The following is a 13,339-nucleotide window of genomic DNA, read 5'->3' on the forward strand; positions in this document are numbered from 1 at the left end:
CACGCGTTGCCGCGCGTCACCGCCCCGAGGCCGACGTTCCCGTTGTGAGCGCCGGCCTCCCACTCAAGAAGAGTGGGGTGCTCGGCCCCTCTCCAGGCTGGCGAGGCGGGAGGTTCCCGCGTACAGCGGCTTGCCGTCGCGGTCGACCTCCAGCCGGATCTCGCCCGTCAAGTGCTGCTCGGAGCAGCCGAGACGGTGCGGAGTCACCGAGGGGATGGGCAGCCTCAAGAGCGGGTCGCCCGCTCCCTCGCCGGTCAGACGCACCCGGTGGCGTAGGCCGACGGCCGTAACGTACCAGCGGTCGGCCCGCACGCCGCCCCGGACGACTGCCGCTGGCGGAAACAGATCGATGCGGCTGCCCCCGAGATCCAGCACGAGGCCGCCCACGGGCACCGTGCAGCGCCCCCTCCCCAGCAGACCTCCGGCGAAGGCCACCCCGACGTCGGGGCGGTCGAAGCCCTGGGCCTGGCCCCACCACCAGGCGGGCGGAAAGCCGCGTCCCCAGGACTTCTCGGCGTATACCTGGCAGCCCGTCAGTTCCCAGCGCTCGTCCCCCAGCCGCGCGGCACCCTCGGCCCGGGCGTCGAAGAGGTAGGGGTGCCAGTAGTGATTGAGCCATGGCACCAACGAGAAGAGCCCGGCAGCGGGCAGCAGGGTACGACGCCGGGTGCGGGGAAGCAGGGCCACCTCCAGATCCACGTCCGCCAGGGAGACCTTCAACCGGTCCCGTACGAAGGAGAACGCGGGCGCCGCATGGATGCCGAAGCGGTCGCTGTCCGCCCATGCGCCGTCGAGCGTCGCGGACCGTACGAGTGAGAGGGGACTCGCGGCTGCGACCACTGTTCCCCAGGAGCGGCCGTGCCGCTGGTTGATCCCACAGGCGACCAGCAGCACCCGGCGCAGCGCCGTATCGGTGAATCGCCAGAGGTAGCCCTCCATCAGCGACCGGTGCGAGGGAAGCGGGTCTCCCCAGGGCAGGTCTGCGCCGGTGCCACGCCACCACGTGCGCAGCATCTCTAGGAGCCCCGCCGCGTCAGATAGGCGGCCATGGCGGCGAACCGCCCGCGCACGTCGGCGGGCATGGGCACCGCCGCGAGCATCCGAAGTGCCAGTTCCCTCTGGTGTTCCGCTTCCCTGCGGGTGGCCTCCTCCCCACCGGCCTCGCCGATCAGCCCCAGGGCCTCGGGCAGGACCTGCCGGGTGAGGGGGGTGTCCTCACGGGTCAGCAGCTCCCGCAGGCGCGCGGCAGCGGGCGTATCCCCCGTGAGTGCGAGGAGCACCGGAATCGTCTTCCGCGCCAGGAGAAGGTCGTTGCCGACAGGCTTGCCCGTGCGCCGCTGATCACCCCACAGACCGAGGATGTCGTCGGCGCACTGGAACGCCACGCCCATATGGCGGCCGAAGGCGGCAAAGCGTGCCACCTGCCGCGGTCGGCCGCCCGCGAGCAGGGCCCCCAACGCCGCCGCGCAGGCCAGCAGCGCTCCCGTCTTGCCCTTGGCGGCAGCCCGGTACTCGGCGACCGATACCGCATCCGGACCGGCCCAGGGCCGCTGGACGAAGCTGAGGTCCCTCACCTGCCCGTACATGGTGGCGAGGAGCGCGCGGTTGAGCAGTGCGGCCCCCGCGGCCGAGCGGTCGTCGCGCCGCCGCAGCAGAGCCTCCATGGCCAGCACGTGGAGACTGTCACCCGCCAGCAGGGCCGGGCCGACCCCGAACCGCTTCCACAGCGTGGGCCTGCCGCGGCGGGTGGCGTCCCCGTCCGTGATGTCGTCGTGGACCAGCGTGAAGTTGTGCACCAGCTCGATCGCGACGGCTCCCGGTACGGCACGCTCGGACGGTGCGCCCAGTGCCTCGGCGGCGAGATACGTCAGGGCGGGCCGTACCGCCTTCCCGCTGTCCGGCCCTGCTCCGGACGCGGCTCCTGCCCCGTCCGCCGCGCCTGTGTGCTGCCACCCGAACTGATAGGCGCCTGCCGGAGCCAGCGGGCCGGGCAGGCGGCTGACGGCTTCCCGAAGCGCGGGCTGCGTCCGCCGGCGGGCGTGCTCGCACAACTGCTGGGCAACCCGGATGTCGGAGGGAGTCGCCCCCGCCGCGGTGGTCATGCCCGCTCTGCCTGCCCTTCGACCGGAGCAGGCCCTCCGGGCCGCGCGTACGCTGCCGGCCGACGGCGGGCAGCCAGTGCCGTACGCGTCAGCCACCACGCGAACACGACGGTGGTGCCGACCGCGATGGTGACCCACGGGGCGGGCGCCGGGCTGCCCCGCAGCGAGAGGTCTGCCAGGAGCGCGACCATGGTGCCGCAGGTGGTCAGCGGCAGCTGCATGGACGCCCAGAACGTGACGTTGTCCGCCCTGCGCCGCTCCGCCATCGCCCCGGTGCGCAGAGCGTGGAGTACGTGGAGTCCGGCCGGAGCACAGGCCAGCTGAGCCACCGCAACCACGAGCGGCAGCTCTCCCGCTGCGGCCAGGACCAGTACTCCGGCGTACAGCACGCCCTGACCCGTGGCGTACAGGCGGGTCAGTCTGCGGGGACCGAGGGCCGACGCGAGCGTGCGTTTGCCGACGAGCCGGTCGCCCTCGATGTCGGCGAGGTTCATGATCAGGCAGCGCAGCACCTGGAGTACACAGACGAGCGCTGTGCACCACAGCAGCAGCGGCGAGAGCGAACCGGACTGCAGCAGCGCGGCCAGCACCGGCCCCATGCCGTACAGCACGCCCGCGCACGTCACTTCCCCAAGGGCGTGGTAGTTCAGCCGGAGCGGCGGCGCCGTGTAGAACCACGCCAGAGCCATCAGCGCGACGGCCAGGAGCCGGGTGGCCGGCGTCGGCATCGCGGCGGTCAGCGCGATACCGGCGAAGAGGGTCACGAAGGCGGAGGCGAGGCTCACCGTGGGGCTGAGCAACCCGTCGACCAGGGTGCGGCTACCGCCCGTCCAGGAAGTGGGGGAGGGGTTGGCCCGGTCGGCTTCCAGGTCGAAGTACTCGTTGCAGAAGTGCGTCATCAGATGGGTCGACCAGGCGAAGCCCAGCGTGAGCAGATACCAGGGGAGCGAGAAGCCCCCGCTCGCATGGACGGCCAGCGTGACGCCGAAGCCGGTCACCATCATGCTCTGGAAGAGGAACTTGACGCGGGCCAGCTGAAGGAAGGCGGCCAAAGTTCCCGGGGCCGCGGACGCGCCGGTCGGCTCCGGCGGGCTCATGGGGCCTCTTTGGTGGCCACGATGATTCCGTGAGGCGTCCAGCCGGGTACGGGGAAGCGCTCGACGGCTCCGAATCCGGCCTCCCGCAGACACCGCTCGTGCAGCCGCCAGGGATAGATCATGCCGCCCTCGGCGGGCAGCGCGGCGAAGTAGACGCTGTCCAGGGCCGCGACGAGCGGGCCGTCGCCCTCGTCGTTCGACATGGAGTTGAAGATGACCACCCGGCCGCCCGGGTCGAGCGCGGCGTGCGCCTTGCGCAGCAGCGCCGTGTTCTGCTCCGGTGTCCAGATGACGAGCTGATGGGCGAACAGCACACAGTCCATGCCCGTGGGGAACGGATCGACGAACATGTCGCACGGCTGGACGAAGACCCGTTCGGACAGTCCGGCCCGAGCGATGCGGGCTGCCGTCATTCCGGCCGAGGTCGGGATCTCCAGCACGGTGACCTCGAGGGCGGGATTGTGCCGGGCCAGCGCGATGGCGTTGACCGCGTCACCGCCGCCGCAGTCGAGCAGCCGACGCGTGTGCGTGAGATCCAGTGTGTGGACCAGATGGGTGTTGGCCAGCTCGGACCAGGACTTCATATAGCGGTAGAAGACCGACTCCAGTCGCGGGTTGCCGCTCAGCCGCCGGTAGAGGTCGGGCTGGTCCCCGGGGATGCGGCGCAGGCCCACGTTGCTGTTCCGCCGCAGCGATTCGGCGAAGTCGGCCTGCCCCTCGTACACGATCTCCTGCTCGAAGGCGACGGTGTCGCTGATCTTCTGCCAGGTGCCGTCAGCGCGCAGTGACGCCACGAGGTCGGCGATGCGGTAGTGAGAGCCCTCCTTGACGGTCAGACCGAGCGCGGTGCACCCCAGCAGCAGGATCGCGCAGGCCCGCTCCTGAAGTCCGAGCTGTTCGCGGATCTCCACCTCCGGCAGGGGGCCCCGCTCCGCCAGAAGGTCGACCAGCCCCAGCTCGCAGGCCGCGCTCAGGTACTGGAAGGCGGCGTGGCCGAAGAGGACGAACGACAGGCGGTCCATCGTCAGTGGGGGGACCGACGGGGCGGAGACGTGGCCAGCAGCGCTCGGCCGCGTGGTCGTCGAGGAGGTCACGTGGAGCCCTTCTTCTTCGTGGTCCGGGTCATCGGGAGGCACGCACAGCAGGGACCGAATTCCACGGCCCGGCAAACAATTGCAACCAGAAGCCATCGCTAATCACCCGCTGGGCCTGCGGCGTCAAACATTCACTTGGCTGAGTGACGGCACCTCGCTGACACCCTCGTGGTGACCGGTATGCCGCCCGGTGGAACGTACGGTCGGTGCATGCGGTCGCATACCGCCCGGCATCTCCACGCCGCCTGACGCAGTGCAAAGGACCACGAACATGGAACTCCAGGCCACGGTTCCCGCAGGTGAGATGTCGCAGCCCCGGACGGAATCCACCGGAAACCGCCCATGCGACCTTCTGGGTATCGACCACATTCGGCTCTGCGTCGGTAATGCCAGGCAGGCGGCGCACTTCTACGTCAACGCCTTCGCCATGGAGGTGACTGCCTATCGGGGAAACGAGACCTCGCACAACGGGCTCTCGGAGTATCTGCTCAGCTCGGGAGAGGTGCGTTTTCTCCTCACTGGTGGCGCGTCCCCGGACAGCACCGCCGCACGGTGGGCCGCAGCTCACGGGGACGGGGTCAGCGATGTCGCGCTTCAGGTGCGCAACCTCGAGGAGGGCCTGGCGTACGCGGCCGCGGCCGGGGCGACCGTGCTCGAAGAGCCCACGGTGCATGCCGACGAATTCGGCCAGGTCCGGACCGCCGCGATCGCCACGTACGGGGAACTGCGGCACACCCTGGTGGAGCGCGACTCCTACGAGGGGCTCTTCATGCCCGGTTTCGGCCCACCGCCCGTCGTTCCCGCCCCCTCCTCGCCGCCGCTTTTCCACCAGGTGGACCACACCGTCGGCTGTGTGGAGTTCGGCCTCATGGACAGATGGGTGGACTTCTACCGGCGCGTGCTGGGCTTCTCCACGATGGCCGAGTTCGTCGGGAAGGACATCGCGACCGAATACTCCGCGCTGATGAGCAAGGTCGTCGCCGACGGCACGGGAAAGGTCAAGCTTCCGCTGAACGAGCCCGCGCCGGGAAAGAAGCGGTCCCAGATCGACGAATACCTCCAGTACCACCGCGGGCCGGGCGTCCAGCACATCGCGCTGGAAACCCACGACATTCTGGCCGCCACCGACGCCCTGCGGGCTGCGGGAGTGGATTTCCTGGCGACCCCGGACGCGTACTACGACGATCCCGAACTCCGGGCCCGGATCGGGGAAGTCCGCGTGGACGTCGCCGAGCTGCGTGAGCGCGGCGTACTCGTGGACCGGGACGAGGACGGGTATCTGTTGCAGATCTTCACCCGCCCTCTCGTCGACCGACCGACGTTCTTCATCGAACTGATCGAACGGCACGGCAGCCAGGGCTTCGGCAAGGGCAACTTCAAGGCCCTCTTCGAAGCGGTCGAGCGGGAGCAGGACCGGCGGGGAAACCTCTAGCCGCGCCGCTTGCTGCGCTTGCTGCGGGGACGGGCGTACGAACCGCCGTACGGACGTGCCGGGCCTGCCGGACCTGCCGGCTGTGTCAAACGCTGACGAACCAAGGAGCTGCGGATGAGCCGTGCGACCCTCGCGAAGGACCCGGACGAGGTCACTCGTATGTTCGACGAAGCCGCCGGCCGCTACGACCGGACCAACACCCTGCTCTCCGGTGGCCAGGACAAGCTATGGCGTGCCCGCACCCGTGCAGCGCTCGCGCTCGCGCCGGGCGAAAGGTGCCTGGACGTCGCCTGCGGCACCGGGGTCTCCACCGAGGAACTCGCCCAGTCCGGCGCCACGGTCATCGGAATCGACCGGTCGCCCGGAATGGTGGCCTGCGGTGCCGCCCGCTCCCTCGACCTGCGGGTCGGGGACGCGTTGGCGCTGCCCTTCGAGGCGGCCACATTCGACGCGGTGACCATCATGTTCGGGCTGCGCAACGTGGTCGACCCCGGCGCGGCCCTGCGGGAGATGGCACGGGTGACCCGGCCCGGTGGACGGCTCGTCGTCTGTGAGTTCAGCCATCCCACCTGGACACCTTTCCGCACCGTGTACCTGCGGTATCTGATGGGCGGCCTGCCCTGGATCGCCGACCGGATCTCCAGCAACCCCGATGCGTACACCTACCTGTCCGACACCATCCGCGCCTGGCACGACCAGCGCTCACTCGCTGCCCTGATCCGCGAGGCGGGGTGGACGCGGGTCGCCTGGCGCAACCTGACCGGCGGCATCGTCGCGCTGCACCGCGCCCTCGCCCCGGCCGAGGAGCCCGCGCCCCAGGACACGCACAGGTACGAGCAGCGGCACGAGGAGTCCCCCGTATGACGGGGCCGGACCGGGCAGCCCAGGTGATCGTCGTGGGAGCGGGACCGGCCGGATCGACGGCCGCCTACCACCTGGCCCGCCAAGGGGTGGAGGTGGCTGTCCTGGAGAAGTCCGGCTTTCCCCGGGAGAAGGTCTGCGGAGACGGGCTGACACCGCGGGCCGTACGGCACCTCGTACGGATGGGCATCGACACCTCCGCTCCCGGGTGGAGCCGCAACCGCGGACTGCGGTTCGTCTCGCGCGGGGTCACCCTGGAGGTGGACTGGCCGGAGAGCAACAGCTTTCCGGGCTACGGCCTCACCCGCATCCGCCACGACTTCGACCAGCTCCTCGCCGAACGCGCCGTCGCCGCCGGTGCCGTACTGCATACGGAGACCAAGGTGACGGCACCGTTGCGGGATGCGGCGGGCCGTATCACCGGTGTCAGTGCGGACTGCGGGCCTGACGGGGTGCCACGCGACCTGTATGCGCCCGTGGTGATCGCGGCCGACGGTGTCGCTGGGCGGCTCGGCCTCGCCATGGGCGTCACCCGGCTGGGGAGCCGCCCCGTGGGTACGGCCGTTCGCCGCTACTACCGCAGCCCCGCCAAACACCTGGACCCGTATCTGGAGTCGTGGCTGGACCTGCGCCGTCCCGACGGCCACATCCTGCCCGGATACAGCTGGATCTTCCCGCTCGGCGACGGCAGGGTCAACGTGGGTCTCGGGGTCCTCAACGACTCCCGCACCGGCACCACCGACGTCCGTAAAATGCTGGCTCCCTGGCTGGAGCGGACTCCGCAGGAGTGGGGACTGCGCGGGGAGGAGCACGCGGACGGACCGCTGCGCGGCGCGGCACTGCCCATGGGGTTCAACCGGCTGCCGCACCACCACGAGGGACTCCTGCTCATCGGCGACGCGGGCGGCATGGTCAACCCGTGCAACGGCGAAGGCATCGCGTACGCCATGGAAGCCGGAGAACTCGTCGCCGACATCGTGGCCCAGGCCGTGAGCCGCCCCGCAGGCCACTCCCGGCACCGGATGCTGGAACAGTACCCCCGGGAGATCGCCACTCGGCTGGGCCGCTACTACCGGCTGGGCCGCGTCTTCTCCTCCCTCATGGCCCGCCCGCTGTTCACCTCGCTCGTCACCCAGAACGCGGTGAAGTCGCCCCGCGTCATGGGCGCCATGGTGCGGCTGCTGTCGAACCTGTCCGACCGCCCCGGGGCCGACGCGGTGGATCACCTGGTCAACACCCTGGTACGGGTGATTCCCGGGGACAAGGAGCTCAGGCGCGGCGCCCACGGGGCCGGCGCAGAGCGCTGACGCGAAAGAGCCGCGCCTCAATGGAATTTGCCCGAGAGCGCCTCCCGCTTCGCGTGACCCGCTCCGCGGCCGCGGTCGTCGCGCTGCCTCATCGTCAGCTGTCGGGGAGCACGACGGCGAACAGTCGCTCCGTGCCGTGCCGCTCGAAGTCTCCCTCGTCCTGCATGTCCATCTTCACCGGCGGCTCCAGGCCACGCAGGTCGGCGAGGATCGCTTCGTCCGACAGGCCGGATATCGCCGCGGCGAGGTCCGCATCGTCCGTGCCGCGCAGCTCGGCGACCGGGGTCCCGGTGGCCTTCACGTCCTGGTCCCAGACCGATTCGCAGGGGAAACGTATGTCGAAGTCGTCTGCCTCGGATTCCGCGTTGGCGAGGGCGTCGCGGGCGTAGTCGACGAGGAACTCCGGGAGGGAGCGGGCGCAGTACACCCAGGTGTTGAAGAAGTCCGCTGACTGGGAGAACACCGCGCCCCAGGCGCCGGTTCCGGGGTCCCGGTCGACGAAGAAGGTGTCACCGGTGGCCAGTTGGAGGATGACGCGGGCCGTCTCGCCGGGCCCCCATGACCACTCGCTGCCGATGGCGTTGCGGCCCGGGTCCAGCACCAGCTGGTCGTACTTCCCCATCCGGATGCCCGTCGTTGCCCGCAGTACGGCCCGGATGTCGTCGGGCAGCGACGGCTCGGCGGCGGTCAGCTCGGCGTCCGTGGCGCCGGGCTCCAGCGTGAAGACATCGGGCAGGCGCCGTTCCAGCTCGCGCAATGCCTCGATCGCGTCGTGCGCGGTGACGGTCATCGTCGTCCCCCTCGTTCGATGCGGCACCCGGGGGAGCATACGGACCACCTCCAACACGCCCCCGCACCGGAGGACGCCCGGGCGGTCGGCCCCACCGGTCAGGTCTCCAGGTCGCTCGTCGGCGACAGGACGCGAACTGACGCAACTCGAACGCGTCACGTATCGGCGCTCTCCCGAAGGAACGGGCCGACTACGACGCCACTACGGCCGCATCGACCGGTTCCACTGGGCCGAGCGCTCACGGGTAGCCTCGCGGCTCTTACGGCATGCTTCGTGGGGGTGTGGGACTGGGACCCGGTCTGGGCGCAGGGTTCGCCGGCGGGATCGGTTCGGCGGGCGTGGGGTCGGTTTCCCAGGGCCGCAGGGGCATGGCGGTGTTGAGGAACTCCTGGTTCTTCATTGCCCATTCCGGCATCGGATTCTCGGGGTTGAGCTTTCCCCAGTTGTTGTTCTTCTCCCTCTCACCCAGAGCTTTCTCCCACTGTGCCAGGTCGCTGCCCTGGTACAGCTGGGTGAGCATCGGCACGTCGTAGCGGATGTTGTAGTGCCCTCGCCCTTTGTCCTCGGTGACCTTGGAATACGCGCCCATGATCGCGGCGATGTACCGGATCGACCCCTCATCGGTGCGGAGCAGCGACTCCCGTTCCGACACGCTCCTGCGCGGGAGATATCCCCGTTCCTCGACCTGATTGACGAGGGGAAAGTCGACGTGCACCTTGCCCGGCCCGAAGGACGCCTGCTTCACTATGCGGCCGATCCCCGAGCCGGCGAGATTCTGGGCGGGGATCGCCTTCACGTTCTCCATTGCCTCCCAGGCGATCGCGGCGGCAATCGCCTGCGGGGAGATGTTCCATTTCCGCGCTTCCTTGATGATGGTTTCCCTGTGCGCGTCCATCCAGCTCAGCACCGCGTCTTCCTCGCGGGTGAACGGTGTGCCGTCGGGATGCCGCCGCCCGGCGCGGGGCAGGAAGTTGGCGTCCCAGAGTTCGATGGACAGGTTCGCCGGGTCGCCAGGAGGCGGCTGGCCCGGCTGGGGCGTGGGCGTGGCGGTCTCGGGCAGCTCCCAGTAGGTGCCCGAAACCGTGCACAGCTTTGCACCGCTGCGCTGCTGCTGCATCGCCTGCACCCGGCTCTGACGTGTTTGCAGCTCGGTCGCCTGGTCCCGGACCCGCCGCGCGACCTCGCGGAGCCGTAACGCGGGGGAGGTGTCGATATCGAGCCTGACGATTTCCTCCCACAGGTCCCCGGCGAGTTGTTCGAGCAAGAACGCGGCCCGTGCGTGTCTGCTCACCAGGTGGTCGAAAGCCGGCTGTTTGACACCGGAGAAGTTGGGATTGCCCGCCGGGTAGGTCACGGCTTCCCCGGCATGGTCTCGAGCTTCGCCTTGGCGTCCTGCACCGCCTTGGCCAGCTGGGTCTGTAATTCGCGCTGGTCGGCACGTACGGTGTCATGGAAGCGCCGGGCGACCGGCCCGACCCAGGCATCATCGTCCATGGCACTGCAGGACGCTTGCAGTGCGTGCCAGCAGTCGTCCGAAAGTCGCTGGATGCGGGCCACTGTGCGCTGTGCCTCGCGGTACGCGTAGTCGTCGGTCATGTGGTGTCCCCTCCCCCTGTTCTCCCTGTTTCTCAAGTTATGTCCGACGTGACCGCGCGTCATCCAGTGCTGGTTTGACTCGGGAATCAACTTTGGCGGTATGCCGGGGGAGAGGGAGAGCGGGAGGCCGCCGACCGTCGGGCCGCCGGCAGCGCAGCGTGGGCGGTCGGCCGCCAACCGGCTCCGACACGAGGGGATACCAGCGGAGGGATCCGCTTCGCCGGTCAGCCTCGCGAGGTCGTCGATCGGCCACCGGTAGGCCGTCGCCACTTTGTGGTCGAACGCCGTGACCGGCTCACCCTCCGACTCGAAGAAGCCGAGCAAGAGATGGCCGCCAGACGCGAGTACCCGGCGGAACTCGGCGAAGTGCTGAACGTGAACTCGGCCGCCCCGAACCGTCGCAGACCTGCGCAATCGCGAGCAGCTCCTCTCCGGGGGCGCGGGACGATCTGATGCGCGGCTTCCTCTCACGTGACAGTCCCCTTCGCCCGCGCGCCCGGGTGAGCGCCGTGGGGCGAGAGTGAGCCGGCCGTGGGCACTGACTCTCGCCCCATGCGGGGCAATACGCTCAGTTGGGGGCCAGAGCCTCGGCGGATTCCAGCAGCTCCTTCAGCCGGGCCAGGTCGGCGGCGACCAGGCCGGCGTCACGCTCGAAGTCGGCGTCGCTCATCTCCGGCTGTCGGCGAAGGGTGAACACCACCTCGCTCCCCGTGCCGTCGGCGATCACGCGGACCGGGTTGTAGATGGTCTCCCCGGAGGGCAGCGTGACGTCGTGGTCGAGCACGCCCAGCTCGTTACGGGGCGCGAAGGTGACCACGACCCGCCCCATGAGAGAGGACTCCGCGACCCATTGAGCGTCGATCTTCTCGATGGAGCTTCCCAGCCCCTGGGCCCACGAGGGCACGTTGGCCGGGTCCGACGCGTAGGCGTAGACATCGTCGACGGGGCAGTCGATACGGACGCTGAGGTGACGGGATTCCTTGCCTGTGCTGTTCATGGCGCTGACGGTAACGGGCCACCGTCACCGTCCTCTTGAACGAATCGGACTCGCAGCTCCACCGGACGGATCCCGGCGAGGCACCCGTCCTGACCCCACCGAATGTTTCTCCAACACGATCTCCAACGGCATGCCGACACGCTGGCGTCGCCGTCGGACTGTTCCGGTCATGTTTGTCGCGTACGGACCCGGATGACTCACCGCCATACGATTTCTGCCATGACGGCAACCAGTTGTTATACGTGCGCCCAGGAAGCCCGCTTCGACGATCTGCCACTGCGCGAGCGCATCGTCGTGGACCAGCATTGGCGGGTGGCCCATGCTTTCGACACGGCACTTCCCGGGTGGCTGGTGCTGGTGCCTCGTCGCCATGTCACGGCCATCCATGAGCTCACCGACGCGGAGGCCGAGACGCTCGGAATGTGGCAGGTCAGGCTGTCTCGGGCTCTGCGCGATGTGACTGGGTGCGTCAAGACCTACGTTGCGCAGTTCGCCGAGGTCGAAGGGTTCGCCCATGTGCACTTCCACGTCGTACCGCGGATGAGCGACCTTCCCCAGGAACTGCGCGGACCTCGTGTTTTCGGGTTGCTCCGGCAGCCCGAACGGCAACAGGTGTCTGGCGACGTTATCGATGAGACGGTGCAGTCCCTACGCACCAACCTGCTTTCCGACCCCCACACTGCGTCCAATGCGGCACTTGGGACTGGCTGAGGAACGGCCAACTGGTCGGTGGGTCGCGATCGTATGTACGTTGAACCGGCTCGGTCGTGAGGCGGGCGGCACAGGTGTGACGGGTGAGGGGCGGGAAGGCGCCGTATGGCCACGAGGCGACCGGTTCCATGGCACAGGTCGGCGGTGCTCGGGGCCCTGATGTTGGCCGCCTTCACGTTCAACACTGCGGAGAACCTGCCGATCGGCCTCCTGGAGCTCATCTCCGAGGACCTGCGGGTCTCTGTGTCAGCGGTCGGCTACCTGGTCACCGGTTACGGCGTGACCGTCGCCGTGGCGTCCCTGCCGCTGGCCTACGTCACGCGGGCCATGCCCCGACGTCATGTCCTTACAGGACTGCTGGCCGCGCTCGTCATGTCCAGCATGGTCGCGGCGGTGTCCACCTCCTACTGGCCGCTGCTCGCGGCGCGGCTGCTGACCGCGCTCGCCCAGGCGCTGTTCTGGGCCGTGATGGGGCCGGTGGCGGTGAGCCTCTTCCCGCCCGAGGCCCGCGGGCATGTGGTCGGGGCGCTGTCCGTCGCCGGTTCGCTCGCCCTCGTGGCCGGTGTCCCCGCCGGGACCTGGCTGGGTCAGCAGAGCGACTGGCCAGTTCCAGTCGCGGTGTTGGCGGGTCTGGGGCTCACCTCCCTCGTGACGATCGCCGTCCTGCTGCCGACCTCGCGTCCGGAAGAAGGGCACGCCGCCTACGGAACCGATCCCGACGCCCGCCGGTTCGGGACCGTCCTGGCGGCCGGGACCCTGTCCGCCACGGGGGCGTTCGCGGGATACACCTACATCGTGAAGTTCCTGGGCGACGTGAGCGGGTTCGCCCGCAGCACGGTCAGCGCCCTGCTTCTGGCTTTCGGCGTTGCGTGTCTGGCCGGGGTGAGCATCACCGGGGCGCTGCTGAACCGCTTCCCGTACTCCGCACTGATCGCTGCCGTGGCCACGCAGGCGGCGGGCATGCTCGGCCTGTACGCGGCCGGCACCGATCCCGTGGCTGCGGTGGTGTTCCTTGTGCTGGTCGGCGGAGCACTCGGGCCGGTGTTCATGGCCACCCAGAACGCGATGCTGCGCTGTGCACCGGGCCGCACGGACATCGCACTCGCGGCCAACTCCGGTGCCTACAACGCCGGTATCGCGGCGGGCGCCGCGGTCGGGGGACTGGTCCTGCCGCTCACCGGCGTGCGGGGCACCTTCCTCGTGGGCGGCCTGTTGACCGTCGCAGCCTGCGCGGTGCTGCTCTGCGAGCGGCTGCTGCCTGAGGGGCGTCGTCGTCATAATGCCATGGCCACATCAGGAGTGAGGCAAGCGTGACGGCGCCATTGTGAGCGGGGCGGGTCCCGGGCGGTCGG

13 protein-coding genes and 1 pseudogene are annotated in these 13,339 nt (G+C 69.5%); 5 read left to right on the forward strand and 9 right to left on the reverse strand.

The features are described from left to right. Positions 1 to 63 precede the first annotated feature (63 nt). From ACTWQF_RS28885 to ACTWQF_RS28900, 4 genes are read right to left on the reverse strand one after another with little or no spacing between them, the layout of a single operon-like run. Entirely contained in the window at positions 64 to 1,014 is a 951-nt protein-coding gene (locus ACTWQF_RS28885) for a tocopherol cyclase family protein (protein WP_443282649.1), read from the reverse strand. Between the two features lie 2 nt (positions 1,015 to 1,016). After that, positions 1,017 to 2,102 (reverse strand): polyprenyl synthetase family protein, encoded by a 1,086-nt coding sequence (locus ACTWQF_RS28890; protein WP_443282650.1) that lies wholly within the window; start codon positions 2,100 to 2,102, stop codon positions 1,017 to 1,019. Next, on the reverse strand, positions 2,099 to 3,199 hold the full coding sequence (locus ACTWQF_RS28895; RefSeq protein ID WP_443282651.1) for a prenyltransferase: 1,101 nt from the start codon (positions 3,197 to 3,199) through the stop codon (positions 2,099 to 2,101). The genes ACTWQF_RS28890 and ACTWQF_RS28895 overlap by 4 nt, the downstream gene beginning before the upstream one ends. Next, positions 3,196 to 4,221: a methyltransferase gene (locus tag ACTWQF_RS28900; RefSeq protein WP_443282736.1), complete on the reverse strand. Its 1,026-nt coding sequence runs from the start codon at positions 4,219 to 4,221 to the stop codon at positions 3,196 to 3,198. The genes ACTWQF_RS28895 and ACTWQF_RS28900 overlap by 4 nt, the downstream gene beginning before the upstream one ends. Positions 4,222 to 4,564: 343 nt before the next feature. Between ACTWQF_RS28900 and hppD the strand changes: the two genes are divergently transcribed. The 3 genes from hppD (at position 4,565) to ACTWQF_RS28915 (ending at position 7,893) form a co-directional block, all read left to right on the forward strand. Beyond that, on the forward strand, positions 4,565 to 5,725 hold the full coding sequence (gene hppD, locus ACTWQF_RS28905) for a 4-hydroxyphenylpyruvate dioxygenase (RefSeq protein ID WP_443282652.1): 1,161 nt from the start codon (positions 4,565 to 4,567) through the stop codon (positions 5,723 to 5,725). Positions 5,726 to 5,839: 114 nt separating this feature from the next. Further along, the gene (locus tag ACTWQF_RS28910) at positions 5,840 to 6,589 is read left to right on the forward strand and encodes a demethylmenaquinone methyltransferase (protein WP_443282653.1); all 750 of its coding nucleotides are present in this window, start codon (positions 5,840 to 5,842) and stop codon (positions 6,587 to 6,589) included. Beyond that, positions 6,586 to 7,893 (forward strand): geranylgeranyl reductase family protein, encoded by a 1,308-nt coding sequence (locus ACTWQF_RS28915; RefSeq protein WP_443282654.1) that lies wholly within the window; start codon positions 6,586 to 6,588, stop codon positions 7,891 to 7,893. The genes ACTWQF_RS28910 and ACTWQF_RS28915 overlap by 4 nt, the downstream gene beginning before the upstream one ends. 94 nt (positions 7,894 to 7,987) lie before the next feature. Here the strand turns inward: ACTWQF_RS28915 and ACTWQF_RS28920 are convergent, their stop codons facing one another. From ACTWQF_RS28920 to ACTWQF_RS28940, 5 genes and pseudogenes are all read right to left on the reverse strand, one after another. Further along, positions 7,988 to 8,683 carry a hypothetical protein gene (locus ACTWQF_RS28920; protein ID WP_443282655.1) on the reverse strand — a complete coding sequence of 232 codons (696 nt, stop codon included), beginning with the start codon at positions 8,681 to 8,683 and terminating at the stop codon, positions 7,988 to 7,990. Positions 8,684 to 8,942: 259 nt separating this feature from the next. After that, positions 8,943 to 10,037: a hypothetical protein gene (locus tag ACTWQF_RS28925; protein ID WP_443282656.1), complete on the reverse strand. Its 1,095-nt coding sequence runs from the start codon at positions 10,035 to 10,037 to the stop codon at positions 8,943 to 8,945. Beyond that, the gene (locus ACTWQF_RS28930; RefSeq protein ID WP_443282743.1) at positions 10,034 to 10,279 is read right to left on the reverse strand and encodes a hypothetical protein; all 246 of its coding nucleotides are present in this window, start codon (positions 10,277 to 10,279) and stop codon (positions 10,034 to 10,036) included. The genes ACTWQF_RS28925 and ACTWQF_RS28930 overlap by 4 nt, the downstream gene beginning before the upstream one ends. A gap of 213 nt (positions 10,280 to 10,492) precedes the next feature. Further along, positions 10,493 to 10,648: pseudogene (locus ACTWQF_RS28935) on the reverse strand (SAM-dependent methyltransferase); the annotation flags it as partial. Positions 10,649 to 10,847: 199 nt separating this feature from the next. Beyond that, entirely contained in the window at positions 10,848 to 11,276 is a 429-nt protein-coding gene (locus ACTWQF_RS28940; RefSeq protein ID WP_443282657.1) for an SRPBCC family protein, read from the reverse strand. A gap of 219 nt (positions 11,277 to 11,495) precedes the next feature. On the opposite strand from ACTWQF_RS28940, the gene ACTWQF_RS28945 reads away from it, so the two are divergent. Then, positions 11,496 to 11,987, forward strand: a complete 492-nt coding sequence (locus ACTWQF_RS28945; protein ID WP_443282658.1) for an HIT family protein — start codon at positions 11,496 to 11,498, stop codon at positions 11,985 to 11,987. 105 nt (positions 11,988 to 12,092) lie between these two features. Next, positions 12,093 to 13,301, forward strand: a complete 1,209-nt coding sequence (locus ACTWQF_RS28950) for an MFS transporter (protein WP_443282659.1) — start codon at positions 12,093 to 12,095, stop codon at positions 13,299 to 13,301. Positions 13,302 to 13,339: the final 38 nt, after the last annotated feature.

The sequence above is a fragment of the Streptomyces sp. 8N114 genome, from assembly GCF_052245835.1.
In the GTDB taxonomy this organism is placed as follows: domain Bacteria; phylum Actinomycetota; class Actinomycetes; order Streptomycetales; family Streptomycetaceae; genus Streptomyces.